Here is a 25,231-nt window from a genome sequence, read left to right on the forward strand (position 1 = left end):
GCTCTAATGCAGCGTATCGCCGTCGCGTACTGTCGCATAAAGCCGTTGCAACTCGTTCTCCAGCCGCTCGTTGACCATCAGGAGCGCCATCAGCGCGCCGCGAAGGTCGCCGTCACATGACGCCACGATCTCATCTATGACGGCTTCGCCAGCTTCAAAACTCATCTGAGATACTCCCGTTGAAGTCGCCTCACTTTCCCCTACGAACGTGAACAATGTCTGCAGGACGATTTGCAGCGCCTGTGGATAACGAGGATAAGTGGATGAACGGGTTTGAGGCGTGCCGTCTCGACCCCGATCGATCCACACCCGGGCCGAAAGAGCATGATCCCGACCCGAAGGGCCGCGCCAGCGAAAAGTGCAAACCGGTTTTCAGATAAGATCGTGCTCGATCAGAAAATTAAGCTTGGAGTCTGATTCAACTCATCTGATTCAACTTAGTTGGATCAGACCCTGAAGCATTTTCCGGAGGAGTGGATGAGCTGTTCGCGTGAAGAGAACGCGTCAGAACAACAATCCAGAACTTCGCTTTCTTATGCTTATCAAAAGCGAAGAGCCTCTAAACCCCTGTTTCGCCGTTCGGACCGACGAAAGCGATGCGCACCATGTTCGTCGCGCCCGGCGTGCCGAGCGGTACGCCGGCCACGATGATGATGCGCTCGCCCGCCTTGGCAAATCCGTCGCGGAAAGCGATGGAGCCGGCCCGGTCGACCATGTCGTCCTGGTCATGAGCGTCTTCCGCCACCACGCAATGGACACCCCACGCCACGGCCAGCTTGCGTCCCGTCGCGAGGTTAGGGGTGATGGCGACCACCGGCGGCTTCGGACGCTCGCGCGCCATGCGCAGCGCTGTCGAGCCTGAACTGGTCCAGCATATGATCGCGGAGAGATCGAGCGTCTCCGCGATCTGCCGGGCGGCGTCGGCGATGGCGTCGCCGACGGTGGGCTCCGGCTCGGCACGCTGTGCGTTGAGCACGCCGCGATAGATCGGGTCGCGCTCGACCTCTTCGCCGATCCGGTTCATGGTCGAGATGGCTTCGACGGGATATTTTCCGGCCGCCGATTCGGCGGAAAGCATGATGGCGTCCGCGCCTTCGTAAACCGCGGTGGCGACGTCGGAGACCTCGGCGCGGGTGGGCACCGGCGACAGGATCATGGATTCCAGCATTTGCGTCGCGATCACCACGGGCTTGCCGGCGCGTCGCGCCATGCGCGTCATCTGCTTTTGCAGGCTGGGAACCTGTTCGAGCGGCAATTCGACGCCGAGGTCGCCGCGCGCGACCATCAGGGCATCGGCCATTTCGATGATTTCGGGCAGCCGGTCGATCGCTTGCGGCTTTTCGATCTTGGCCATCACCGACGCTCGGCCGCGGATCACCTTCTTGGCTTCGGCGACATCGTCCGCTCGCTGCACGAAGGACAATGCGATCCAGTCCACGCCGGTTTCCAGCGCGGCATCGAGATCGGAGCGGTCCTTGGGGGTCATCGCCGACACCGGCAAATCGGTATCTGGCAGGCTCACTCCCTTGCGGTCGGACATCCTGCCGCCGACGACGACGCGCGTCACGGTGCGCTCGGGCGAGGTTTCCTCGGCGATCAGCCGAACCTTGCCGTCGTCGAGCAGCAGGGTGTGACCGGGGCGCAGCGCCGCCAGGATTTCGGGATGCGGCAGATGGACCCGGGTTTTGTCGCCGGGAGTGTTGTCGGAATCCAGAACGAAGGTCTCGCCGTTGCTCAACTGGATCGGGCCGTCGGCGAATGAGCCGAGACGGAGCTTGGGTCCCTGAAGGTCGACCAGAATGCCGATCGGACGACCATAGCTGGCTTCGACGTTGCGAATCGTCGCCACCAGTTCGCGCATCTTGTCATGCGAGGTATGGCTCATATTGATGCGGAAAACGTCCGCGCCAGCCTCGAACAGGCGGCGCACCATCGTGCTGTCGGATGAGGCGGGCCCGAGGGTGGCGAGTATCTTGATGCGGCGCAAACGTCTCATGGCTTGCGTCCGGGCAACGCGTCTGGCGTCAGACCAGACCCCGGAGGCGTTCCGCCCGTGGAATCGGACCCGCCAGGAATTCCATCTTGCGCGGGCATCCCCGGCACGCGCTGCGGTCCATGTTCGCCGGACTCCGTCAGCTGCACGGTCCACGCGCGCTGGTCGCCGGTATCGATCTCGAAGAAACCGGTGCGGTCGAAGCCCCGCGCGAGACAATTCTCGGTGCCTTTGATGGTGAATTCTTTATCGCGTGAGCACATGAAAGCCTGTCCCGACCATTCGCCGCCATGGTCGTAATCTAGAGCATAAATATAATAATAACGTGCGATGAGCGTGCCTCGCAGCAGGGTCTCGCAGGCATGCGATGAGATATTCCACCAGCCCTCGGTGGTCCAGCCGTCCGCGCTCTTGTAGCCAAGGGCGATGCCGACGCGGCTGGAAGTATTGTTGCAGAGCCGGAAGTCCGCAGCAGCGGACGCCGGCCACAGACAAACGACAACGAGGCCGAGGACAGGCAAGAAGCCCGCGATGTTCGCGCGGCGCGAGAAGGTGAGAAAGAGGAGGTGGTCTGATTTGGTCATTTAGCCGGGCAAATCGTTTCGCGTGATTTCGCGTGACCCGCCGCGCCTGTCAACGGCTGGAGCCGGCTTTTCACGTCAAGGTGCTCATTTTCCGGCCTGTGAACTGCTATTTGCCCTGCGATGTGGTAAAATCCGTGACACGCTCCAACTCAACCTCACATAAGCGATGGCGAGATCAGTCCATGACCATTGATGACAGAACACGAACCGAACTGGAAGCTGCGGTATTCCGTCGGCTGGTCAGGCATCTGCAATCCCGTACCGATGTCCAGAATATCGAGCTTATGAATCTGGCCGGTTTCTGTCGCAACTGCCTGTCGAACTGGCTCAAGGAGGCCGCTGACGAACAGGGCGCCGGCATGACCAAGGACGAAAGCCGCGAGGCGGTGTACGGCATGACTTATGACGCCTGGAAGGCGAAACATCAGAGCGAGGCGACGCCGGAGCAGCTCGCGGCGATGAAGAAGAACGCGGGCGGTCACTGATCTCGCGCTGCGGCCTGTGGGTCGCTGTGGATGAGCGCGATGCCGCCTTGACGCCGCGCGCGCCGCTCGGGAGTGTCGAGCTTCAAAATGTGACAGGCGGCGAGCACGTCCGGGCTCACATTCCCAACGTCATCTTTCATATCCATCATCATTCATATTCAGGAGTAGCAGGATGGCCACCGCCGCCGCCGCCAAGGAAGAGCCCGTGACCAGTTTCGCGAAGGATCAGCTCAGGGCCATCATCGAGCGCATCGAGCGGCTGGAAGAAGAGAAGAAGACCATTTCCGATGACATTCGTGACGTCTACGCCGAGGCCAAGGGCAACGGATATGATGTCAAGGCGCTGCGAACGATCGTGCGGATGCGCAAGCAGGACGCCAACGAGCGTCAGGAGCAGGAAACGATTCTGGAAACCTATATGCACGCGCTCGGAATGCTGTGAGGCGCTGGCGCAGCTTTGCGTCCATCAAACAACGCCCGGAATCAAACACCCGGAGCATGATCCCGACCCGGAGGGCCGCGCCAGCGCAAAGTGGAAACCGGCTTTCGGAAAAGATCATGCTCAAACAAAAAGAGATAAGCGACGCGTCTGATTCAACGGGGTTGAATCAGGTTCAACGCAGTTGAAACACACTCCAGGCTTTTTTCGGTGCGAGCGATCAGAGCATTTTCCGGCGAGGATGGATGACCTGTTCGCGTGAATAAAACGCGTCAAAACAAGATCATAGAGTCCGCTTCTGATTCTATCGGAAGCGAAAAGGCTCAGCGCAGCGAGGCTGCCTGCACTGCGAGCGCGGTCGTCGTCAACCGGGCGACAGCCGATCCGGTAAATCGATCGCAGACCATGCCCATTTGCGGGTCGCCGGTGAAAGCCATGGCGATCGTCCGGTCTGGCTTGGTGAAATAGGGCTGCATCAAGGTCATGTCCTGTTCGCCCATGACGGTCGCCAGCATTGTGCGGCTGGCGCTCGGGGAAAGGATCATCGCCCGCATCCAGGCGTTGCTGTCGCGAGAGGCCGCCGGCGCCAAACGGCGCGAGATCGACACTGTGGACTTTTGGCCCTGAGCGCTTTTAGCGACGACCGTGGTCACACCGTCCACCGCCATCGGGTTGCGCGCGGGGAGGGGTGCTGGCCGGATGGGCGGGATCGATGCGGTCGCCGCGAAGATTCGCGCGCGCCGGACATCCTGCTCCGGCGCATAGGCTAGCGCCTGCAAGGGATCAGAAATGCTGCCGGTCGCCGTGTGCCGGTCGGCTGCCGAGGCGACCACCCGCCGTGCGCTGACGGCTGCCGCAATCTGCTTCTGCGTGGCCTGGTTCGGGGCCGGCGGGATATCATCCCAGAACCCGCGGGAATTGATGATGTCGGCGGGGGTCTGAGGTTTGCTGCCCTCCGCCTGTCTCGCGGAAAGCGGGGTGGAGGCGGGGTGCACGTCGGCGGCGGCCAGCTTGAAAGCCCCCGGCTTCGCCCGCGGCAGCGGCACCGAATCTGCGGAGGCAGCAGCGGGCGCGGCGGAGGCGGGTGCCTGATCCGGCCGGGCAGCCGGCGCGCCGTCAGACTCGTCATCCTCATCAGCCGACTTGCCGCGGAATAGCGCCAACAGGAAGTTCGACGGCTTGCTGCTTGCGGCTCCGTCCTCACCCGAGTGGCGGCGGCGCTTCTCTATATCGGCCATCGCCACCTGATATCCCGACAGCGGGTTGCCGTCCGAGGGAATGTGCACGGTGCGGCCGTCCGGGAAGACGCGCGCCAGCTGATCGTGGGTCATGCGCGGCCAGTGCCGCACATGCCCGGTATCGAGATGGACGAATGGCGAGCCCGATTTGGGATAGAAGCCGACGCCGCCGCGCTGGAGACGAAGTCCGGCGAAGCGGATTTTCTCAAGCTGCACGCCGGGAATGTAGAAGTCCATCGCGTGGCCGAGCGTGTGCTGGCTGAATCGCGCGACGCCGCTGTTTTTGGATCGGCGGCGAAGCATGGCGTTGGTGGCCGGAGAGCGGTAGGCGGAGATGATGTTGATCGGCTGCCTGCCGTCGACGTCGCGATAGACCTCCCAGAGGATATCGAAGAGATGACGATCCATGGTGGTCTGCTCCTGGCTGCGCCAGTCGCGGAGAAAATGATTGATCTGTTTCAGCGCGCCTTCGTCATAGCGGCCGTTGCGCTTGAATGTGACGGTGAGGTTTTCGTTGGAATGGGTGTGATGAAAGGACAGTGTGCGCGTCTCATTCAGCGCGGCGGCGTTATGCACCGATCCAGCGCCCGCGAACAGAAGAAGCGACGACAGGCCGATGCGAGAACCGGTCCGTGAAATCGACAACGATTTCAAGCCGCGTGCAAAATCAGCAAGCACGTATGAGCCCACCCGGAAGACGAACAAGTCGGAAGGCCCTTCCACAACAGACCCCAGTGAAAGGGCATAAAGCCAAGTCGTAGGGCAGGAGGGTTAACGCCGATTTACCTTAACCTTCCCGCCTGAACGGTAATTAGCCCGCCGACTGTGGCAGAAAAGAGCCATGCCGTGGAGGGGGGTGGATAATGGTTAATGCAAAAAGGGCTTCATCATGTGATGAAGCCCTTGTTTTTATTCAAGTAATCGACTTTTCGACAGCTCGCCCAAAGGCGGGCTAGCGCCTGTATATCGGCCGGCGACGGTCGTCGTACTGTGGAGGTGGGTTCTGGACACCGAACAGCCGCTCGAAAAATGATGGGCCGCCGTTGTCGAAACCGCCTCCAAACCCGCGGTTTTCATTGAAGGCCATCCCCTGCTGCGGAATATTGCCCCTGGGACGGGAATAGTTCGGCTGGGCATGCGCGACAACCGTTTCAAGATCGCGCCCGTTGGAGTTTCTGAGGAGAGTCAGCATCTTGGCGTCGCGGTCGTAGACGTCCGCGCGAAGATGCAATTTACCGGCCTCATCCATAAACGCGGTTTGATAGGTGATATGCACCGGAACCGGAGTCGGGAAATTGATGTTGAACTCGTTCCGGCCATACATGCTCCGGACTTTCTCCGGCGTATAATGTTCCTGCGGAAGAACGATGTTGAGCAGTGTGGCGGCGTACTGGTCCGGGTTCTGAACCCGCATGCAGCCGTGGCTGAAGGCGCGCTTCTCCTTCGCAAACAGGTGTTTGTCCGGCGTGTCGTGCTGGTACACCAGAAACTTGTTTGGAAAATTGAAGCGGATGCGGCCCAGCGCGTTGCGTTCGCCCGGCGGTTGCGAAATGTGGATGCCGCCGTTGCGGTCGCGCTCCAGCTTGAGGCCCATGCGCGACAGCACGGTCGGATCCTGTTGCAGGGCGGGAAGGTATTCCTTGTAGATGATCGAGGGCGGCACGTTCCAGGTCGGATTGACGGTGATGTACTTCATCGTTTCCGTCAGGAGGGGTGTCGCATGGAGACCCGGCTTGCCCACGACGACACGGGTGCTCCAGATCGGCGCGCCATGCTGCATCACCTTGAGCGAATAATCCGGGATGTTCAGGATGGCATAGGCGTCGCCCAGCGACGGAGCGCCAAGCTCGCGCGGCAGCCAGCGCCAGCGCTCCATGTTGGCGATGATGGTGTCGATCGTGTGATCCTTCTTCGGACCGTTCAGAGCGCGGATCGTGTTGTTGCCCAGGACGCCGTCGGCCTTGAGATGATGGCGAGCCTGGAATTCCCGCACGGCGGCGGCGACATCGGCATCGAAACGGGTGTCGTCAGGATTTTGTGTCACGCCCAGTCTTGCGCGAATCTGGGGCACGCGCGGATCCTCGATCACGGCATTCTTGCGGAACACCAGACCTGGACCTTCCGCGATTTCGATGACAGGCCCTTCCGAATCCTTGCGCAGTTCGGCGAGCTTCTGCTTCAGTTCCCGATAAAGTTTATGCGGTGGATTGTAGCTGTCGAGCGCTGCGGAGGCATCCTTGGCGGTGGTGACGTTCGTCAGAACCTGCTCGGGATCGACAGGGTGCTCGGGATACTGGGCATCAGCGCTGACCTGGGACCAGTGCATCCGGCCGCTCTGCGCCTGACGCGCATAGTCCATCATGCTCGCGGTCAGCTTCAGGTCGGCTTCCGCAAGCTGCTCCGGCGATGACGCCGCCGCAAAATCCGGCACGGGGTAATCGGAGGGGTTGAGGCCGTCGGCCGCGGCGTCCCTGAGGCGCGCGATCACGCCTTGAGCCTGCGTGTTCAGCGTGCCGCCTTCCGTCCAGAGAGGCGCGTAGCTCCGCGCGGTATAGAATTTTTCAACCGCCGCCCGCTCAACCTTCCGGGAAAAGAACTTCGTTGCATTGGCATCGAGCAGTCCATGCAGCTTTTCGGCCGTCGGCTGATCCGCCGGAGGGACGTTGATTGCGGTCTTGACCGGTTCGCCGGGCTGTTCGGAGTTTGCCGCGGCGCCGGCCTCCGGACGAGGCGTCACGTCGGGACGGATTGTTGCCGTCGCGTCCTTTGTTGCCTCCGTGGCCTTGCCGGCCTCTTGACCTGTCCTGATGCCGTCCGGCGAAGCCGCCGTGACATCCTTCGACGTGGCGTCCGTGTCCGAAGTGTCCGATTTGGCGTCGGTGGTTTTCGGCTCGGCGGGCTTCGTTTCGGCGGTCCCGGAGTTCGAGCCTGGCTCGGGCTTGATGCCCGATGGCTCCACATCGGAAGAGGCTGTTTCGTTCGGCGTCGTCGTTGCGTTCGAAGGCGTATTGGAGTTCGATGCGGCCGCGCCGGCGGGCGTCGTGTCCACGGCCGTTGTATCCGCCGGCTTTGCATCGGCTGCGCTGGAGTCGGATACGCTGGACTCGACTGCGCTGTTGTCGGCCTTTCGCTCGTCCGGCTTCGATTCACCGACGACCGACGCAGCGGGCTGCTGACTCTCCGCCTTGAAATCGGCTGCCGTGGGCGGCGGAACGTTGGCCGGCTCCGGCGCTGGAATTGCTGCGTCGATGGCGAGCTCCGAGGCGCTTTTCTTTACGGTGTCCGCCTGAGCAAATGCGGCAGAGGTCGAAACCGCCAGAAACGTGGCTGCAAGCACCGTCAGGATCCGATCGAATCCTGTCCGGTTAGTCGGGTCGTCTCGCATTCTCGCACCCCTCGGGTGAAACTGTCCCCACGGAACAATTCTGATGAATTCTGTCCTGCGCCCGCCGAAGCTTTTTGATTCGGCTTCCACACACGAATGCTATACGCGCGCCTGATTCGGGCAGCCAGCGCCACAAGGGGCAACTCACGACAAACTGACCTCAAAAGACGCTGTTGGCAACGCGATGCATTGTTCCGACGCGCGTTTTCCGTTGGTCTGTCACTGCGCCGCAACGGTTCATTTCACACGCGCACACTCGCGTGATGCGTTTCGAACGCAATCGAGCCTGTTACTGTTCCTCCTTCGCGGCGATATCATCGAGCTTCCGGTAGAGCGTGGATCGCCCGATTTTCAATCGACGCGCGACTTCGGACATTTGTCCGCGATAATGCGAAACGGCAAAGCGAATGATGTCGGCTTCCAGCTCATCGAGCGGGCGGACTTCGCCATCTTGAGCGAACAATGGCAGGCTGCCCGCATCTGGCACAGGCGCGAGGGGTATTTCATTACCGGGTATGGCCTGCGATGCGGTTTGCTGCGCGATAGGTTCCATGACCAGCGGCTCGCTTGCCTGGGTGTGTGTTTCAGGCCGCGCGTTTGCGGCGGGCTGCAAAGCCATCGACGGGAAATCCGGGAGGTCGAGTTGCGTACCTTCGCTCATGACGACAGCGCGGTAGACGGCGTTTTCGAGCTGACGGATGTTGCCGGGCCAGTCGAGTTGCGACAGGGCGCCCATCGCCTCGCCGCTGATGCCCTTGATCAACCGGTTTTCCTCCGCGCAGAAGCGCGCCAGAAAGTGCCGGAGCAGGTTCGGGATGTCCTCGCGGCGCTTTCGAAGCGGCGGAATGGTCAGCGGCAGCACGTGCAGGCGGTAGAACAGGTCTTCCCTGAACAGTCCGGCCTTGACGCGATCGAGCAGGCGCCGATTGGTGGCCGAGATGATGCGGACGTCCACCTTGACCGGCTTGTGGCCGCCGACCGCTTCGACCGCGCCTTCCTGCAGCGCGCGCAATAGTTTGACTTGCGCGGCGAGCGGCAACTCGCTCACTTCATCCAGAAACAGCGTGCCGCCGGAAGCGTCGATGAACTTGCCGGTGTGGCGCTCGGTCGCGCCGGTGAACGATCCCTTCTCGTGACCGAACAGGATCGATTCGACCAGGCTGTCGGGGATCGCGCCGCAATTGACGGTAACAAACGGCTTGGCGCTGCGATCGCTCGTGCCGTGAATGGCGCGCGCGAACAGCTCCTTGCCGACGCCGGACTCGCCTTCGATCAGCACCGGGATCGACGATCCCGCCGCCTTTTTCGCCGCTTTCATCACGTCGGCCATGGCCTCGCTGCGGGTGATGATGTCGCCGAAGGTGAGGCGGCCTTCGCGGCTGTGGCGCACCCGCTGCAATTCGTTCTTGAGCGCGCTGGCGTTAAGCGCATTGCGCAGACTGACCTGGAGACGCTCGATGCCGACCGGCTTGACCACGAAGTCATGGGCCCCTGCGCGCATGGCCGAGACCACATTGTCGATGCCCCCATGCGCGGTCTGGACAATGACGGGGATGCTGAGGCCGGCCTCGCGGATTTCCGCCAGCACGCCCATGCCGTCGAGGCCGGGCATCACGAGGTCGAGGACAACGGCATCGATCACCGGACCCTCGCCTGCCGTTATCGCGGCGACCGCGGCGTCGCCGCTTTCGACGACCATGGTTTCATAGCCGCACCGCCGCACCATGTTCTCGACGAGACGACGCTGCACCGCGTCATCATCGGCGATCAAAATGGTGGCAGTCATGGCATTCCCCGCACTACAACTTATCTGTATTGAATCGGGGCACTTTGGCGGATGGGGATTAATGCGCTCTTAAGGTTTGCCGCCGCGCCGTCCTGTCATAACTGCTCTCCTGTTGATCGGTATTCATCTTGATCGGTGTTCATAGAGAAAGTCTGGATCGATAATGGCTGCGCGTTCGTCCTCCGCCTCCCGCAAATCCGCGACCGCTCGCAAACCCGTCTCCCGCCGCAAGCCGGCCAGGAAAACGTCCGCCGTGAAATCGGGCGCAGGGAGGCTGCCGGAGTGGAATCTCGCGGATCTCTATGCCGGGATTGACGCGCCCGAGATCGCGCGCGATCTCGACAGGATCGACGCTGAATGCAGGGCGTTCGAATCGGATTACAAGGGCAGGCTCGCGACGGAAACGCCGGGCCCGGAGGGCGGCGCCTGGCTCGCGGGGGCCGTACGGCGCTATGAGGCGATCGATGATCTCGCGGGCCGGCTAGCTTCTTTTGCGGGCTTGATTCATGCCGGCGACAGCGTCGATCCCGCGATCTCGAAATTCTATGGCGACGTTTCGGAGCGTCTGACGGCGGCGTCGCTGCACCTGCTGTTTTTCCCGCTGGAGCTCAACCGCATCGACGACGACGTGATCGAGCGCGCCATGCAGGCTCCGGAGCTCGGGCATTATCGTCCCTGGATCGAGGATAGCCGCAAGGACAAGCCGTACCAGCTGGATGATCGCCTCGAACAGCTCTTTCACGAGAAGTCGCAGACCGGCTACTCGGCATGGAACAGGTTGTTCGACCAGACGATTGCAGGGCTGCGCTTCAAGGTCGGAGCAAAAGAGCTTGCGATCGAACCGGCGCTGAACCTGTTGCAGGATCGTTCGCCGGAGAAGCGCAAGGCGGCGGGGCAGGCGCTGGCGAAGACGTTCAAGGCCAATGAGCGGACCTTCGCGCTCATCACCAATACGCTCGCGAAGGACAAGGATATTTCCGACCGCTGGCGCGGTTTTCAGGACGTGGCGGACTCACGCCATCTCAACAACCGCGTCGAGCGTGAGGTGGTGGACGCGCTTGTGGCCTCGGTGCGCGCGGCCTATCCGCGGCTGTCGCATCGTTACTATGCGCTGAAGGCGCGCTGGTTCAAAAAGAAAAAGCTCGCGCACTGGGATCGCAACGCGCCGCTGCCGTTCGCCGCCACCGGCGTCATTCCCTGGACCGATGCGCGCAAGATGGTTCTGAATGCCTATGGCGAATTCTCGCCCGAGATGGCCGGCATCGCCGAGCGATTCTTTACCGACCGGTGGATCGATGCGCCGGTGCGCCCCGGCAAGGCGCCGGGAGCGTTCTCGCATCCGACCACGCCGTCGGCACATCCCTACGTGCTGATGAACTACCAGGGCAAGCCGCGCGATGTGATGACTCTCGCGCATGAGTTGGGGCATGGCGTGCATCAAGTGCTTGCCGCGAAGAACGGCGCGCTGATGGCGCCGACGCCGCTGACGCTCGCGGAAACCGCCTCGGTCTTCGGTGAGATGCTGACCTTCAAGCGGTTGCTGGCGCAAACGAAGAACGCGAAGCAGCGGCAGGCGCTTCTGGCCGGCAAGGTCGAGGACATGATCAATACCGTGGTGCGCCAGATCGCCTTCTATACGTTCGAGCGCGCTGTTCATACCGAGCGCAAGAACGGCGAACTTACCGCCGAGCGCATCGGTCAGCTCTGGCTCAGCGTGCAGGGCGAGAGCCTCGGGCCCGCCATCGAGATCAGGCCGGGCTACGAGACCTTCTGGATGTACATTCCTCACTTCATCCATTCGCCGTTCTATGTCTACGCCTACGCGTTCGGCGATTGCCTCGTGAATTCGCTCTACGCGGTTTATGAACACGCCTCCGAAGGTTTCGCGGAGCGTTATCTGGCGATGCTCGCCGCCGGCGGCACCAAGCACTATTCCGAACTGCTGAAGCCGTTCGGGCTCGACGCCAGGGATCCAAAATTCTGGGATGGCGGGCTATCGGTCATTGCCGGCATGATCGATGAGCTGGAGGGGACGGGATAGAAGCCGCCCATCACCGCCGCGTGGCGTGGCAAATTGGCGCAGCTCCGTATCGCGAGCCTGACGAAAAACTAAACCTGCAACTCAAACGTGCATTCTTGGGCATCGAACAGTTTGTTCAGCACGGGCGTAGCCTGCTGGGCGGCTTGGGGTAAGGCAACCGGAATGAAGCCCGATTCCTGCCGGGACGGGGCGCTGAGCCCTTTATCCGGTCGCACATCACCCCAAAGGAGCCTCCGTAAGCCAGGAAAATTCGGCGTCAGCCGGGCTCAAATGGGCGAGATTCGCATATTTTATACATCGAGGCGCGGAGACCTCACCTAGGTGGCCGCCACACCGTTGCTCTGTCCGCGCGATTGCGCTAATTCCTCAAGGGCAAGATCAACCTTGGCTGGAGACTCGACGTGTCAGATCATAGCGAAATCGTTTACTCGACGGCGGACGGCATGGATTACCCGGCGCACGAGAATACGTACAATACCTTCATCAAATTCGGGACGATCGGTTCGGTGGCTGTGATCATCGTTGTCTCGTTGATGGCGATTTTCCTCACCTGATTGTCAGTTCGTCGTTCCGGCCGTCCTGGATTTCCGCTCGCTAGCAATGTGGGTGGTGCTTTAGTCATGCGTGGCCGTCGGCTGCGGGAGGCATCATGAAGATTGCCATAGCGAAAGAAATCGATGAGTCGGAACCGCGGGTCGCCGCGTCACCCGACACAGTGAAGAAGTTCAAGGCGCTCGGCGCGGATATCGCAATCGAGCCGGGCGCCGGGACCAAGTCGGGTGTGCCCGATTCGGACTTCACGGCCGCCGGAGCGTCGGTAAGCCCTGATGCCGTGAAAGACGCCGATATCATCATCAAGGTGAGGCGGCCCGAAGCATCCGAACTGGCGCGCTACAAGCGTGGCGCGCTGGTGATCGCGATCATGGATCCTTACGGCAATGAGGCGGCGCTGAAGAAGATTGCGGATGCCGGCGTATCGGCCTTCGCCATGGAGTTGATGCCGCGGATTACGCGCGCGCAGGTGATGGACGTGCTGTCCAGCCAGGCGAACCTGGCCGGTTACCGGGCCGTCATCGAGGCGGCCGAGGCATTCGGCCGCGCCTTTCCAATGATGATGACGGCGGCCGGCACCGTGCCCGCCGCAAAGGTGTTCGTCATGGGGGTTGGCGTTGCCGGCCTTCAGGCGATCGCCACTGCGCGTCGTCTCGGCGCCGCCGTCACCGCGACCGACGTGCGCCCCGCCACCAAGGAGCAGGTGGAAAGCCTCGGCGCCAAATTCCTTGCTGTCGAGGACGAGGAGTTCAAGAACGCGCAGACCGCTGGCGGCTACGCCAAGGAAATGTCGAAAGAGTATCAGGCCAAGCAGGCGGCGCTCACCGCGGAACACATCAAGAAGCAGGACATCATCATCACCACGGCGCTGATTCCCGGACGGCCGGCGCCGAGGCTCGTGACCGCGGAGATGGTGCGTTCGATGAAGCCGGGATCGGTGCTGGTCGATCTCGCGGTCGAGCGCGGCGGTAACATCGAGGGTGTCCAGGCGGGGAAGGTCGTCGATCTCAACGGCGTGAAGATCATCGGCTTTACCAACGTCGCCGGCCGCGTCGCGGCCTCGGCGTCCAGCCTGTATGCCCGCAACCTGTTTTCCTTCATCGAAACGCTGGTCGACAAGACGACCAAGGCGCTGGCGGTGAACTGGGATGATGAACTGGTCAAGGCTACCGCGCTGACCCGGAACGGCGCGATCATTCATCCGAACTTCCAGCCGAAAGGCGCATGATGATCATGAGCCTGGCCGGACAGCGGATTATTCCGGACAGTGGGACGTGCGCGTTGATTTCCGGATTTGCCGCTCACGCCTTTCGCACGCCCGGAAACGACGAATAGGAATGCGTCCATGGAACATGTCGTGCAGGCCGTCGATCCCTTTGTTTTTCGGCTGTCGATTTTCGTTCTGGCCGTCTTCGTCGGCTATTTCGTGGTGTGGTCCGTGACGCCCGCGCTGCATACTCCGCTGATGTCGGTCACCAATGCGATTTCGTCGGTGATCGTCGTCGGCGCGCTGCTCGCCGTCGGCGTCGGCATGATTACGGAAGGTTCGGGCTGGGCGCGGGCTTTCGGATTCGTCGCCCTGGTTTTCGCCTGTGTGAATATCTTCGGCGGCTTTCTCGTCACCCAGCGAATGCTGGCGATGTACAAGAAGAAGCAGAAGTAGATTTTTCCATGCAGGGTTACTTCCAGTGTCCCGGATGCGAGGCGGCGCGCTGTGCTGCATCGCCGATCCGGGATCGCCATAGTTTGGGATGGTCCCGGTTCCGCGCCGCATCGCTTTGCGTTGCGCCGCGCCCGGGACGAGACGCCGGGGCTCCGCCATGAATGCCGATCTTGCCGCGCTGCTTTACCTCGTCGCAGGTGTCTTGTTCATCCTGTCACTGCGCGGGCTGTCGAGTCCGGCGTCGAGCCGTCAGGGTAATTTCCTCGGCATGGCCGGCATGGCGATCGCGGTCGCGACCACGCTCGCGGCGCATCCGCCCGCTGACGCCGTGGCGTGGGTGCTGGTGATCCTCGGTGTTGCGATCGGCGGCGGCATCGGCGCGGTGATCGCGCGCCGGGTGCCGATGACGTCGATGCCGGAACTGGTCGCGGCGTTTCACTCGCTGGTCGGCATGGCGGCGGTGCTGGTGGCCGCCGGCGCGTTCTATGCGCCCGAAGCCTTCGAGATCGGAACGCCCGGCAACATCCATGCGCAGAGCCTGGTCGAGATGTCGCTCGGCGTCGCCATCGGCGCGCTGACGTTCACAGGTTCGGTGATCGCATTCCTCAAACTGTCCGGCCGGATGAGCGGCGCGCCGATCATCCTTCCCGCGCGTCACATCATCAACATCGCGCTCGCTCTCGCCCTGGTCTTCTTCATGTACGGGCTGGTGGTGTCGGGCAGCGCGCTCGACTTCTGGCTGATCACGATTCTGGCGCTGGTGATCGGCGTGCTGCTGATCATTCCGATCGGCGGCGCCGACATGCCGGTCGTGATCTCGATGCTGAACTCCTATTCCGGCTGGGCGGCGGCCGGCATCGGTTTTACGCTCGGCAACTCGGCGCTGATCATCACGGGAGCGCTGGTCGGCTCCTCCGGCGCGATCCTGTCCTACATCATGTGCCACGCCATGAACCGGTCGTTCATCTCGGTGATCCTCGGCGGCTTCGGCGGCGAGACGGCGGCGGCGGGTGGCGCAGGGGGCGAGCAGAAGCCGGCGAAACTCGGCTCGGCGGACGACGCCGCTTTCATCATGAAGAATGCCTCGAAGGTCATCATCGTGCCGGGCTACGGCATGGCGGTCGCACAGGCGCAGCATGCGCTGCGCGAATTGGCGGATACACTGAAGAAGGAAGGCGTCGAGGTCAAATACGCGATTCATCCGGTCGCGGGCCGAATGCCCGGTCATATGAATGTGCTGCTGGCGGAAGCCAATGTGCCATACGACGAAGTTTTTGAGCTCGAGGATATCAACTCGGAGTTCGCTCAGGCCGACGTGGCGTTCGTCATCGGCGCCAACGACGTCACCAACCCCGCGGCGGAGGACGACAAGTCTTCGCCGATCTATGGCATGCCGGTGTTGCAGGTCTGGAAAGCCGGCACGGTGATGTTCATCAAGCGTTCGCTGGCATCGGGTTATGCCGGCATCGATAATCCACTGTTCTATCGGGATAACACCATGATGCTGCTTGGCGACGCCAAGAAGATGACGGAGAATATCGTCAAGGGGATGTAACGCGACCGAAAACAACGGAGACCGGCATGGCGGATGACAAGGCGAAGCGCGGCGGAAGCGACGGTCGCTTGATCGCGCTGCGTGAGGCTTACGAGGTTCGTTACTGGTCCAAAAAATTCAAGGTCACGCCGTCGAAACTAAAGGCCGCAGTCAAGGCTGTCGGTCGTTCCGCCAGGACAGTCGAAGCCTACCTCAAGCTGCAAAAGCGCGCGACCAACGACCGGGCGCTGATCGCGTTGACCCAGCCCTATGAGGTCAGATACTGGGCGAAAAAGTTCAAGGTGACGCCGGCAAGGCTTCGCACCGCGGTCGGGGAGGTGGGACGCTCCGCGAAGAAAGTCGGTGTTTTCCTCGCCGCCAGGAAGACGGTCAAAAAGAAATCCGCCGTCAAAAAGAAGACAACGGCCAAGAAAGTAAAAACGAAGAAGGTAAAAGCGAAGACGCCAAAGGCGAAGAAGGCGAAAAAGAGCGCCGGTAAGCGCGCCAGAGCATGATCCCGACCCGAAGGGTCGCGCCGGCGCAAAATGCAAACCGGTTTTCGAAAAAAATCATGCTCAAACAGAAAGATAAACGACGAGTCTGGTTCAGCGCAGTTGAAACAGACTCTATAGCGTTTTCGAGCGAAGCATGTCCTCGGGCTTGAGCCCTAAGGGTGGATGACCGGTTCGCGTGAAGAGAATGCGTCAAAACAAAAATCCAGAGCTTCGCTTCTGATTCAATCAGAAGCGATAATGCTCCAGATAGCTTTCCGATGCCGCGGCTGGTGCGGATCTGACCCGCGCCATAGCGTTCGAGCGAAGCTTGTTCCGAGCGAAGCTTGTTCCGAGCGAAGCTTGTTCCGGGTGAAGCTTTTTCTCGGGCTTGAGCCCTAAGGATGGGCACCGGATCGCGTGGAAGAGCCGTCAAATCAGGATCATGGCGCCTCGCTTCTGAACTCCGTCAGAAGCGGAAAGCTGTCGTCGCGTATTATCCATATCAGGACGTAACAGTTACAGCGCGGGTGTGAAATCCGCGCTTAACTCACGTTGATTGCAAGTGATTGTCGATGCCGCGTGATGGCTCAGCGCGGTCCACGAGGACCGGCGGCTGGACCGCCCCGGCCGGCTCCGGGTCCGGCGCCAAACACCGGCTTCGGTTTCATCGGCAGCAGGCCCTCGCGCTGCATCTTCTTGCGCGCGAGCTTGCGGGCGCGGCGCACGGCCTCGGCCTTTTCGCGCGCTTTCTTCTCGGAGGGCTTTTCGTAGTGGCCGCGGAGCTTCATTTCGCGGAAAATTCCCTCACGCTGCATCTTCTTCTTCAGCGCCTTGAGGGCTTGATCGACATTATTATCGCGAACGAGAACCTGCACGCGGCATCCTCTTTTCAGTTGAACAGTGTGAGATTTGTCAGACAGCGAAGGGCCGACAAAAGCGAAGCCCTCAGCGTCAAGGCCGCCCATATATCAGTTTAAGGCGCGGATGTCCAATGTTGGACGATCATTTGGTTCGCCGAAGACGCCGAAATTCGGGTGGAATTCCCCCAAAAAAGCGTGATTGGGGTTCAGCAACGCCTCACATCGGGGTTTTATAAGCCTGCGCGGGGTGGTTGATTCTTCAACAAAGGAAGGCGTGTCATGGACGTCAGGAAATACGCGGCCGAACTGATTGGCACTTTTTGGCTGACTTTTATGGGATGTGGCAGCGCCGTCATCGCGGCGGCGTTTCCCGAGGTCGGCATCGGGCTGCTGGGCGTGGCTCTCACCTTCGGCTTGAGCGTCGTCACCATGGCCTACGCGATCGGGCATATTTCGGGCTGTCATCTCAATCCGGCAGTCACCCTGGGTCTGACCGCGGGCGGGCGGTTTCCGGCGTCACAGGTGGTTCCCTATATCATCGCGCAGGTGATCGGGGCGATCGCCGCCGCCGCGCTGCTCTATGTGATCGCCAGCGGAGCGGCGGGCTTTGATGTCGCCAAGGGTTTCGCATCGAACGGCTACGGTGAGCATTCACCGGGTCACTACAACCTCACGGTGGCCTTCATCACCGAGGTGACGATGACGGCCATGTTCCTGTTCGTCATCATGGGATCGACCCACGGCAAAGCCCCGGCGGGTTTCGCGCCGCTGGCGATCGGGCTCGCGCTGGTGATGATTCATCTTGTGAGCATTCCCGTCACCAACACGTCGGTGAATCCGGCGCGCAGCACCGGTCCTGCTCTATTCGTCGGCGGCTGGGCTCTGGAGCAGCTCTGGCTGTTCTGGGTAGCACCGCTGATCGGCGGCGTTATCGGCGGCGTGGTCTATCGCGGACTCAGCAGTGAGCCGGAAGGCGTCGTCGCGGGGAAAAAGTAGCGTTACAGACGAGTGATTGCCGGGCTCGATCCGGCAATCCTTTTCCCTATGAGAAATCTTTCTCTGGCCAGACGCGCTTTTCGGCGTCGGCCCCGTTATCGGTCGCGCTTTATTATCAGTCGCGGCCCTTGACGTCCGTCACATGCACCTCGGTCACATGTCCCATCTTGCGACCGGGGAGCGGCGAGCCCTTGCCGTAGATATGAACGGCGGCGCCGGGCACGGTGAGCCACTTCCGGTAATCGAGGACTTCCTTGCCGATCAGGTTCGTCATGACGGCGCTGCCCTGCCGCACCGGCCTGCCGAGTGGCCAGCCGGCGACGGCGCGAATGTGCTGCTCGAATTGCGAGACCGAGGCGCCGTCCAGTGTCCAATGGCCGGAGTTGTGGACTCGTGGTGCGATCTCGTTGACGAGGAGCGTCGGCCCGCTCGCGCCGCCCACCACGAACATCTCCACGGCCAGCACACCGATATAGTCGAGCGCGACAGCAATTTTCCCGGCCATGTCGCGAGCCTGCGCGGCGAGCGCATCAGGAATCGCGGCCGGCGCGCGCGAATACTTCAGGATGTGATCGTGATGCTCGTTCTCGGTCACGTCGAAACATTCGACACGGCCATCGGCGCCGCGCGCGGCAATCACGGAAATCTCACGCTCGAACGGCACGAAGGCCTCCACGACCGCCGACTTGGTGCAGAGATCGTCCCATACCTGATCAAGGTTGTCGCCTGCGCGGATGATGGCCTGTCCCTTGCCGTCGTAGCCGAACCGGCGGGTCTTGATCACGGCGGGCAGGCCGATGACCTTGATCGCCTCACGAAGCCCCTGCGCCGACGCCACGTCGGCATAGGCTGCTGTGCCGATACCCAGACCGGTGACGAAATTCTTTTCAAGCAGGCGGTCCTGCACCGTTTCCAGAATACGATGATCCGGCAGCACCGGCCGGCGTGCGGCAAGCACCATCGCGGTCGCCGCCGGGACATTCTCGAATTCATAGGTGATCACGTCGACGTCGGTTGCGAACAGCTCCAGCGCCTCGACGTCGGCGTATTCGGCGCAGGTGGCGTTCTGCACAACGTCGAACGCAGGGGAGTCCGGGTCTGGCGAGAACACCTGACACTTGAGGCCGAGGTGGGCGGCCGCCAGGACCAGCATCCGGCCGAGCTGACCGCCGCCGAGAATTCCGATGGTGCCACCCGGTTTGAGCGTCGGCCGCCGGGAACCGGTCACGCTGATTCCTCCGGATGCTCGGCCACCGCATCCGTCTGCCGCTTGCGCCATGCCTTGAGGCGGCTGGCGAGCGGCGGGTCATTGAGCGCCAGCACGCTTGCCGCCAGCAGCGCCGCATTGATGGCGCCCGCCTTGCCGATCGCGAGCGTCCCCACCGGAACGCCGGCCGGCATCTGCACGATGGAATAGAGCGAATCGACTCCGGCAAGCGCCCTGGACTCCACGGGCACACCCAGCACCGGAAGTTCCGTCAGCGCCGCCGTCATGCCGGGCAGGTGCGCCGCGCCGCCCGCGCCCGCGATGATGACCTTGAACCCTTCGGCCTTGGCGCCCTGGGCGAACGCAAACAGTCGTTCAGGGGTGCGGTGCGCGGAGACGATCCGGGTCTCGCTCGTGACGCCGAGCGCGGCCAGCGTTTCAGCGGCGTGACGCATGGTCTCCCAGTCCGACTGGCTTCCCATGATAATGGCGACAACGGCGGTCATTTATCTGTTGTTTCTTCGGGAATCCGGAAACTGATCGGGGTTACAGGAAGGCGCCTTGACGAGGCAAGCGGTGGGGCATGAACTATCCCTTCTTGGTGAACGGCGGCAAGCCTTGCGATGATCCAGACGATGAAAAAGTCACCTATAGCGTTTTCCGGCTAGGTGGAGTCCGGTTAGCCGTAAGAAAACACGTTCAATCAAAAACTTGCGCTTATTCTGATCGCAAAACCGGTATCCACTTTTGCGGAATACGCGCTAAAGCGGCTTGCCTTGCCCCTCATCATCGGGCGCAGGGCGAGTCGTTCGAAAGCAGGCCGCCCGGCGTTCAGGCGATGATGTCCGGCGTGATCTGGTCTTCGATGAAGGAAATGCGATCGCGCAACTGTAGCTTGCGTTTCTTCAGCCGCTGTAGCCGCAGCAGATCCGGCGCGGGCGATTGATGCAGCGCATCTATGGCGGCGTCCAGGTCGCGGTGTTCCTGTTGCAGACGGGCGAGCTCGGATCCGAGTTCGCGATCTTCTTCGTCGGCCATGATGACGTACTGACTTGAATCGCGAAGAGTGGTGCGACGGTTTGGACTATCAACTTCGCGAATTATCTTCCTTGCCCGCGCCGCGCGCAAGTCGCGGGTTCCATGCGAGCGGTTGATTTTGGAATCCCGCAAAAATGATTGACGGGTCCTTCAGCCCCCATCGACAGTTGTTCTGGTTCATGTAGACTTTAGGGTTCGGGGCGAATCTGAGGTTCATCTCACCGAGGAGGTTCGAATGGCAATTCAGGCGCATCTCGCTGAACTGGAACGGAAACATCGCGTTCTGGAAGGCGAATTGCACGATGCTCTCAGGCACCTTTCCAGTGACGACCTGAGGATTGCCGAGTTGAAGCGCCGGAAATTGATGCTCAAGGACGAGATCGAAAGACTTAAATTCTCCACGGCCGGGACCGTCCACTAATCCCCAATCACTCGCTTTAGGGGTCACGGAGTCAACGTTCGTTGACTGCTGCCGGTTCGCTGGCGAGCCTGCTTTCAGCCGGTTGCGTTCGCTGTTTCCGGGCCCGGTTCACTGTTTGGCAGCGAGGGCGGCGACGTGATCGGCGATCGCAAGTGATGCGGTCAGGCCGGGCGACTCAATTCCGAACAGGTTGATCAGCCCGGACAGGCCGTGGTCCGCGGGTCCCTGGATCATGAAGTCCTGCGCCGCCACCGCTGGCGGCACGATTTTGGGCCGGATGCCGGAATAGGCGGGGATCAGGGCGTCGTCAGGCAGGTCGGGCCAGTAGCGCCGGATCGCGGGGTAGAACCGGGTCGCGCGCTCCGGGTCGACGTCATAGTTCGGTGTCTCGATCCATTCCACGTCGGGGCCGAAGCGAGGCTGGCCGGCGAGGTCGAGCGTGAGATGCACGCCAAGGCCGCCCGGCTCGGGGACCGGATAGATCAGGTGCGAAAATGGCGCACGAACGCTGCAACTGAAATAGCTTCCCTTGGCGAGGTAGGCCGGTGGAATCCGTTCCACGGGCATGCCTTCGATACGGCGCGCCACTGTCGGAGCATCAAGGCCGGCGGCATTGATCAGCAGATCACAGACGAGCGTCATCGGCGCGTCGCCACCGGTTTCGATCTCAAACCCATGAGGCGTCGCCCTAGCGCCCGACAGGGGAGTATGAAATGCGAATGCCGCGCCGTCCCGCTCTGCGTCACCGCGCAAGGCCAGCATGAAGGCGTGACTGTCGATGATGCCGGTCGAGGGAGACAGCAGCCCGGCCACGCAGCGCAGCGCCGGCTCAAGCGCGCGGGCCTCGTCGCCGTTCAGGAGCCGGATGTCTTCAACGCCGTTGGCCTCCGCTTGTGCTCTGATGGTTTGCAGCCTGTCGACCTCGCCTTCGGTGGTCGCCACGATCAGCTTGCCGCACATGCGGTGTGGAATGCCGTGCTCCCGGCAGTAAGCGTAGAGGGCGGGGCGGCCGCTGACGCAGGTTCGCGCCATCAGGCTGCCGGAGGGATAGTAGATGCCGGCGTGTATCACCTCGCTGTTGCGCGACGACGTTACTGTTCCGATGTTGTCCGCAGCCTCCAGAACGATCACTTCCCGGCCGGCGCGTGCGAGCCGCCGCGCGACCGCAAGCCCGATCACGCCAGCACCCACGACAACGCACTCGATCCTGTCCATTTGTAATCCGGACTGTTTTCCGATCACCGCGGCGCAATTCGCGCCGGCCTGTCTTGAAAGCCCGATTCAACGGCGTTGAATCAAACTCTACTTCATTCCTTCAATCGCGCATGATCCTGTCCGAAAACCGGTTTCCGCTTTGCGCTGGCGGCCATCCGTGGGTTGGAGATCATGTTTTGGCGGTGGTCATTAATCATGAGAGATCGATTGTGGCAATCCGGGTCACATTTGCCAGTCAATCTCAACCACGCCTGTTGAGTAGGAGTTGGTGCCTCCGGGCCCGAATGCCGCATCCAAAGTTCTGCCGGCAACGTGTATTGCCGATGGTCGTTTGATTTCGATAGTCGCAAGAACACGCGATGGAATGTGATCGCATCCCTGGAGGCCAGGATCATGCTCGCGAAACGAGACGGGATGGAATGACGGACGAGGAGAGACGTGATTTCGAAGCGACGGCACAGGCCGACAAGCCATTGTTGCAGGTCGATGCGGTCGTCAGGCGCTTTGGCGAAGTTTCCGCTGTCGATCATCTGTCGCTCGACATCAGGACGGGGGAGTTCTTTGCGCTGCTGGGGCCGAGCGGCTGCGGCAAGACCACGCTGCTCCGGATGCTGGGAGGATTCGAGACGCCTGATGGCGGGCGCATCCTTCTCGACGGTCAGGACATATCCGGCGTTCCGCCGCATCGGCGACCGGTCAACATGATGTTCCAGAACTACGCGCTGTTTCCGCATCTGTCCGTGCGGGACAACATCGCGTTCGGGCTGAGGCGAGCGGGCCTGCCGCGCGCCGGGATCGAAGCGCGGGTCACGGAGATGCTGGCGCTGGTGAGTCTCGATGGCATGGAAAAACGCAAGCCGGAGCAACTATCGGGCGGCCAGAGGCAGCGCGTGGCGCTGGCGCGCGCGCTCGCCCGGCGTCCGCGGCTGTTGCTGCTCGATGAGCCGATGGCCGCGCTCGACAAGAAGCTGCGCGAGAACACGCAAGCCGAATTGATGCGGCTGCAGCGCCGGCTCGGCATGACCTTCATCATCGTCACCCATGATCAGGAGGAGGCGATGATGATGGCGGATCGCATCGGCGTCATGAATGCGGGGCGTCTGCAACAGGTGGCGACGCCGCGACAACTCTACGAGGCGCCGAATTCGCGCTGGATTGCCGAGTTCGTCGGCGGGATCAACATCATCGATGGCGCGGTGGAGTCGAGCGGTCGCGGCCGCATGTCGGTCGCGACGCAGTCCGCCGGACCGGTGACGGTGGCGACGCCCTTGCAGGCGCTGACGACGGATCAGGTCTGCGTTGCGATACGCCCGGAGAAGGTTCGCCTGTCGAGCGGCGAGGCGGCACCCGATGCGGGAGATGCGGCCGGGACCAACCGCATGGAAGGCGTCATTGCCGGCGTCAGCTATCTTGGCGGCCAGACCCGCTATCAGGTCAGGCTCGATCGCGGCGCGCTGCTGCATGCATCGGTCGCCAACACCGTTCGGCGGGAGGCTGAAGCCTTCGAGACGGCGCAGCGCGTGGTGGCGTGTTTCGCGCCGGACGATTGCATGGTGCTTGACCGATGAGCGGGCGGCGTCTTTTCGCCACTCCCGCGCGCAGGGCGGCGGTCGCGCCGTTCTTATGGATGTTGCTGTTTTTCCTGCTGCCGTTCGGCTTCGTGCTGAAGATCAGCCTGTCGCACGCGGTGATGGCGCAGCCGCCTTATCTGCCGGTGTTCGATCCGGCCGAGGGCATTGCTGCTCTCAAGGCGGCCATCGCGGCGCTGTCGCTCGACAATTTCAGGCTGCTTGCGTCGGATCATTTTTACGTGCTGTCCTACCTGCGGAGCGTCGTCGTCGCCCTGGTCTCGACGTCGATCCTGCTCGCGATCGGCTATCCCATCGCTTACGGCATGTCGCGCCTGCCGGCACGCTGGCAGCCGATTGCGATGATCCTGGTGATCGTGCCGTTCTGGACCTCGTTTCTGGTCCGCGTGTACGCCTGGATCAATATTCTCCAGCACGACGGCATCCTGAACAACGTGCTGATGGCGCTGCGTCTCGTCAGCGCGCCCGTCGTGTGGCTGTCCACCGATGCGGCGATGTATATCGGGCTGGTCTATTCCTATCTGCCCTTCATGATCCTGCCGCTCTACGCGACATTGGCGAAAATCGATCCCGCGCTTCTTGAGGCTTCCGCCGACCTTGGCGGCTCGCGTCTGACGACGTTCTGGCTGGTGACGGTGCCGCTGTCGCTGCCGGGGATCGGCGCGGGCGCGCTGTTGTGTTTCATTCCGATTGTCGGTGAGTTCGTGATTCCGGATCTGCTCGCGGGGTCTGCGTCGCCGATGATCGGGCAGACGCTGTGGCTGGAATTCTTCAACAACCACGATTGGCCGGTGGCGTCGGCGATCGCCGTCGTGCTGCTGGTGCTGCTGCTGGCGCCGCTTCTCGTTTACGAGCGCGTGCAGCGCCGCCGGCTGGAAGGGACGCGATGATGGCAAGGCCGGCGCTCGCCAGACTGTCGCCGTTCAACATTACGTCGCTCGCGCTTGGTCTGGCGTTTCTGTACCTGCCTATCGTCATTCTCGTGATCTATTCGTTCAACGCCTCGCGGCTGGTGACGGTCTGGGGTGGATGGTCGTTGCGCTGGTACATGGCGTTTTTCAACGACGAGGCCATGTTGTCCGCGCTTGCGATGAGCCTGCGGGTCGCCGCGGTGTCGGCTACGGCGGCGACCATTCTGGGAACGCTGGCCGCGGTCGCCCTGACGCGCGCGGGCTCCTTCCATGGACGCACGCTGTTCTCGGGAATGCTGTACGCGCCGCTGGTGATGCCCGAGGTGATCACCGGGCTGTCCCTGCTGCTGCTGTTCGTTGCGGTCGACGCGCAGCGCGGATTCTGGACAGTCACGATCGCGCATACCACGCTGACCATGTGCTTCGTGACCGTGGTGGTGCAGTCGCGCCTCGGCTCGCTCGATCGAAGCCTGGAGGAAGCCGCGATGGACCTCGGCTGCGATCCCTTCCTGGCGTTCGTCAAGGTGACGTTGCCGTTGATCCTGCCATCGGTCGTCGCGGGGTGGATGCTTGCCTTTACGCTGTCGATGGATGACGTGGTGATCGCGAGCTTTACCACCGGTCCAGGCTCGACGACGCTCCCGATCCGGATTTATTCGGAGGTGCGCCTCGGCGTGAAGCCTGAAATCAATGCGATCTGCACGTTGATCGTCGGATCGATCGCCGTGGTCATCGTGGCCGCGTCTCTGGTCTCGAAACTTTCAAGCCGGCAGGGCGAAAACGCAGCACCCCTGTAGGCG

General features: G+C 61.9%; 25 protein-coding genes. 13 read left to right on the forward strand and 12 right to left on the reverse strand.

The window, feature by feature from the left end:
* Window positions 1-3: 3 nt before the first annotated feature.
* From NWI01_RS18910 to NWI01_RS12015, 3 genes are all read right to left on the reverse strand, one after another.
* Entirely contained in the window at window positions 4-165 is a 162-nt protein-coding gene (locus NWI01_RS18910; RefSeq protein WP_181410459.1) for a hypothetical protein, read from the reverse strand.
* A 394-nt stretch (window positions 166-559) separates the two neighbouring features.
* Window positions 560-1,996 (reverse strand): pyruvate kinase, encoded by a 1,437-nt coding sequence (gene pyk / locus NWI01_RS12010; protein WP_141384074.1) that lies wholly within the window; start codon window positions 1,994-1,996, stop codon window positions 560-562.
* Window positions 1,993-2,577 (reverse strand): DUF1036 domain-containing protein, encoded by a 585-nt coding sequence (locus NWI01_RS12015; protein ID WP_181410460.1) that lies wholly within the window; start codon window positions 2,575-2,577, stop codon window positions 1,993-1,995. The genes pyk and NWI01_RS12015 overlap by 4 nt, the downstream gene beginning before the upstream one ends.
* A 182-nt stretch (window positions 2,578-2,759) precedes the next feature.
* Here NWI01_RS12015 and NWI01_RS12020 point away from each other — a divergent pair, with 182 nt between their 5' ends.
* Window positions 2,760-3,062, forward strand: a complete 303-nt coding sequence (locus NWI01_RS12020; RefSeq protein WP_141384075.1) for a DUF1244 domain-containing protein — start codon at window positions 2,760-2,762, stop codon at window positions 3,060-3,062.
* Here NWI01_RS12020 and NWI01_RS18915 read toward each other — a convergent pair.
* Entirely contained in the window at window positions 3,056-3,214 is a 159-nt protein-coding gene (locus tag NWI01_RS18915) for a hypothetical protein (protein ID WP_181410461.1), read from the reverse strand. The genes NWI01_RS12020 and NWI01_RS18915 overlap by 7 nt on opposite strands.
* Window positions 3,215-3,234: 20 nt before the next feature.
* Here NWI01_RS18915 and NWI01_RS12025 point away from each other — a divergent pair, with 20 nt between their 5' ends.
* Window positions 3,235-3,504 (forward strand): DUF2312 domain-containing protein, encoded by a 270-nt coding sequence (locus NWI01_RS12025; RefSeq protein WP_141384076.1) that lies wholly within the window; start codon window positions 3,235-3,237, stop codon window positions 3,502-3,504.
* A gap of 320 nt (window positions 3,505-3,824) precedes the next feature.
* Here the strand turns inward: NWI01_RS12025 and NWI01_RS12035 are convergent, their stop codons facing one another.
* The 3 genes from NWI01_RS12035 to NWI01_RS12045 all read right to left on the reverse strand — a co-directional run bounded on the left by NWI01_RS12035 (window position 3,825) and on the right by NWI01_RS12045 (window position 9,910).
* Window positions 3,825-5,417, reverse strand: a complete 1,593-nt coding sequence (locus NWI01_RS12035) for a DUF882 domain-containing protein (protein WP_141384100.1) — start codon at window positions 5,415-5,417, stop codon at window positions 3,825-3,827.
* Between the two features lie 274 nt (window positions 5,418-5,691).
* Window positions 5,692-8,124, reverse strand: coding sequence for a L,D-transpeptidase family protein (locus NWI01_RS12040; protein WP_141384078.1), 2,433 nt, complete (start codon window positions 8,122-8,124; stop codon window positions 5,692-5,694).
* 289 nt (window positions 8,125-8,413) lie between these two features.
* Entirely contained in the window at window positions 8,414-9,910 is a 1,497-nt protein-coding gene (locus NWI01_RS12045) for a sigma-54-dependent transcriptional regulator (RefSeq protein WP_141384079.1), read from the reverse strand.
* Window positions 9,911-10,073: 163 nt separating this feature from the next.
* Here NWI01_RS12045 and NWI01_RS12050 point away from each other — a divergent pair, with 163 nt between their 5' ends.
* From NWI01_RS12050 to NWI01_RS12075, 6 genes are all read left to right on the forward strand, one after another.
* Complete coding sequence (locus tag NWI01_RS12050; RefSeq protein WP_141384080.1) at window positions 10,074-11,951, forward strand: M3 family oligoendopeptidase; 1,878 nt, start codon at window positions 10,074-10,076, stop codon at window positions 11,949-11,951.
* Window positions 11,952-12,352: 401 nt separating this feature from the next.
* A complete protein-coding gene (locus NWI01_RS12055) occupies window positions 12,353-12,505 on the forward strand; it encodes an aa3-type cytochrome c oxidase subunit IV (RefSeq protein WP_141384081.1) in 153 nt (50 codons plus the stop codon).
* Between the two features lie 95 nt (window positions 12,506-12,600).
* Window positions 12,601-13,731: a Re/Si-specific NAD(P)(+) transhydrogenase subunit alpha gene (locus NWI01_RS12060; protein ID WP_141384082.1), complete on the forward strand. Its 1,131-nt coding sequence runs from the start codon at window positions 12,601-12,603 to the stop codon at window positions 13,729-13,731.
* 117 nt (window positions 13,732-13,848) lie between these two features.
* Entirely contained in the window at window positions 13,849-14,166 is a 318-nt protein-coding gene (locus NWI01_RS12065) for a proton-translocating transhydrogenase family protein (RefSeq protein WP_141384083.1), read from the forward strand.
* A 157-nt stretch (window positions 14,167-14,323) separates the two neighbouring features.
* A complete protein-coding gene (locus NWI01_RS12070) occupies window positions 14,324-15,721 on the forward strand; it encodes an NAD(P)(+) transhydrogenase (Re/Si-specific) subunit beta (RefSeq protein ID WP_141384084.1) in 1,398 nt (465 codons plus the stop codon).
* A gap of 26 nt (window positions 15,722-15,747) precedes the next feature.
* Window positions 15,748-16,215 (forward strand): DUF3606 domain-containing protein, encoded by a 468-nt coding sequence (locus NWI01_RS12075; protein ID WP_141384085.1) that lies wholly within the window; start codon window positions 15,748-15,750, stop codon window positions 16,213-16,215.
* A gap of 566 nt (window positions 16,216-16,781) precedes the next feature.
* Here the strand turns inward: NWI01_RS12075 and rpsU are convergent.
* A complete protein-coding gene (gene rpsU / locus NWI01_RS12080) occupies window positions 16,782-17,069 on the reverse strand; it encodes a 30S ribosomal protein S21 (RefSeq protein WP_009799172.1) in 288 nt (95 codons plus the stop codon).
* Between the two features lie 264 nt (window positions 17,070-17,333).
* Between rpsU and aqpZ the strand changes: the two genes are divergently transcribed.
* Complete coding sequence (aqpZ, locus tag NWI01_RS12085) at window positions 17,334-18,050, forward strand: aquaporin Z (RefSeq protein ID WP_141384086.1); 717 nt, start codon at window positions 17,334-17,336, stop codon at window positions 18,048-18,050.
* 115 nt (window positions 18,051-18,165) lie between these two features.
* Here the strand turns inward: aqpZ and NWI01_RS12090 are convergent, their stop codons facing one another.
* From NWI01_RS12090 to NWI01_RS12100, 3 genes are all read right to left on the reverse strand, one after another.
* On the reverse strand, window positions 18,166-19,278 hold the full coding sequence (locus NWI01_RS12090; protein ID WP_141384087.1) for a 5-(carboxyamino)imidazole ribonucleotide synthase: 1,113 nt from the start codon (window positions 19,276-19,278) through the stop codon (window positions 18,166-18,168).
* Window positions 19,275-19,763 (reverse strand): 5-(carboxyamino)imidazole ribonucleotide mutase, encoded by a 489-nt coding sequence (purE, locus tag NWI01_RS12095; protein WP_141384088.1) that lies wholly within the window; start codon window positions 19,761-19,763, stop codon window positions 19,275-19,277. Before purE ends, NWI01_RS12090 begins: the two co-directional genes overlap by 4 nt.
* A gap of 325 nt (window positions 19,764-20,088) precedes the next feature.
* The gene (locus tag NWI01_RS12100; RefSeq protein ID WP_141384101.1) at window positions 20,089-20,295 is read right to left on the reverse strand and encodes a YdcH family protein; all 207 of its coding nucleotides are present in this window, start codon (window positions 20,293-20,295) and stop codon (window positions 20,089-20,091) included.
* A 235-nt stretch (window positions 20,296-20,530) separates the two neighbouring features.
* Here NWI01_RS12100 and NWI01_RS12105 point away from each other — a divergent pair, with 235 nt between their 5' ends.
* Window positions 20,531-20,716 (forward strand): YdcH family protein, encoded by a 186-nt coding sequence (locus tag NWI01_RS12105; RefSeq protein WP_141384089.1) that lies wholly within the window; start codon window positions 20,531-20,533, stop codon window positions 20,714-20,716.
* Window positions 20,717-20,824: 108 nt separating this feature from the next.
* Here NWI01_RS12105 and NWI01_RS12110 read toward each other — a convergent pair whose 3' ends face one another.
* Window positions 20,825-21,931 (reverse strand): NAD(P)/FAD-dependent oxidoreductase, encoded by a 1,107-nt coding sequence (locus NWI01_RS12110; protein ID WP_141384090.1) that lies wholly within the window; start codon window positions 21,929-21,931, stop codon window positions 20,825-20,827.
* Window positions 21,932-22,350: 419 nt separating this feature from the next.
* Here NWI01_RS12110 and NWI01_RS12115 point away from each other — a divergent pair, with 419 nt between their 5' ends.
* From NWI01_RS12115 to NWI01_RS12125, 3 genes are read left to right on the forward strand one after another with little or no spacing between them, the layout of a single operon-like run.
* The gene (locus NWI01_RS12115; RefSeq protein WP_141384091.1) at window positions 22,351-23,499 is read left to right on the forward strand and encodes an ABC transporter ATP-binding protein; all 1,149 of its coding nucleotides are present in this window, start codon (window positions 22,351-22,353) and stop codon (window positions 23,497-23,499) included.
* Entirely contained in the window at window positions 23,496-24,410 is a 915-nt protein-coding gene (locus NWI01_RS12120) for an ABC transporter permease (RefSeq protein ID WP_141384092.1), read from the forward strand. The genes NWI01_RS12115 and NWI01_RS12120 overlap by 4 nt, the downstream gene beginning before the upstream one ends.
* Entirely contained in the window at window positions 24,410-25,228 is an 819-nt protein-coding gene (locus tag NWI01_RS12125) for an ABC transporter permease subunit (protein WP_181410462.1), read from the forward strand. The genes NWI01_RS12120 and NWI01_RS12125 overlap by 1 nt, the downstream gene beginning before the upstream one ends.
* Window positions 25,229-25,231: the final 3 nt, after the last annotated feature.

It is taken from the genome of Nitrobacter winogradskyi (assembly GCF_006539545.1).
Classification (GTDB): Bacteria; Pseudomonadota; Alphaproteobacteria; order Rhizobiales; family Xanthobacteraceae; genus Nitrobacter; species Nitrobacter winogradskyi_A.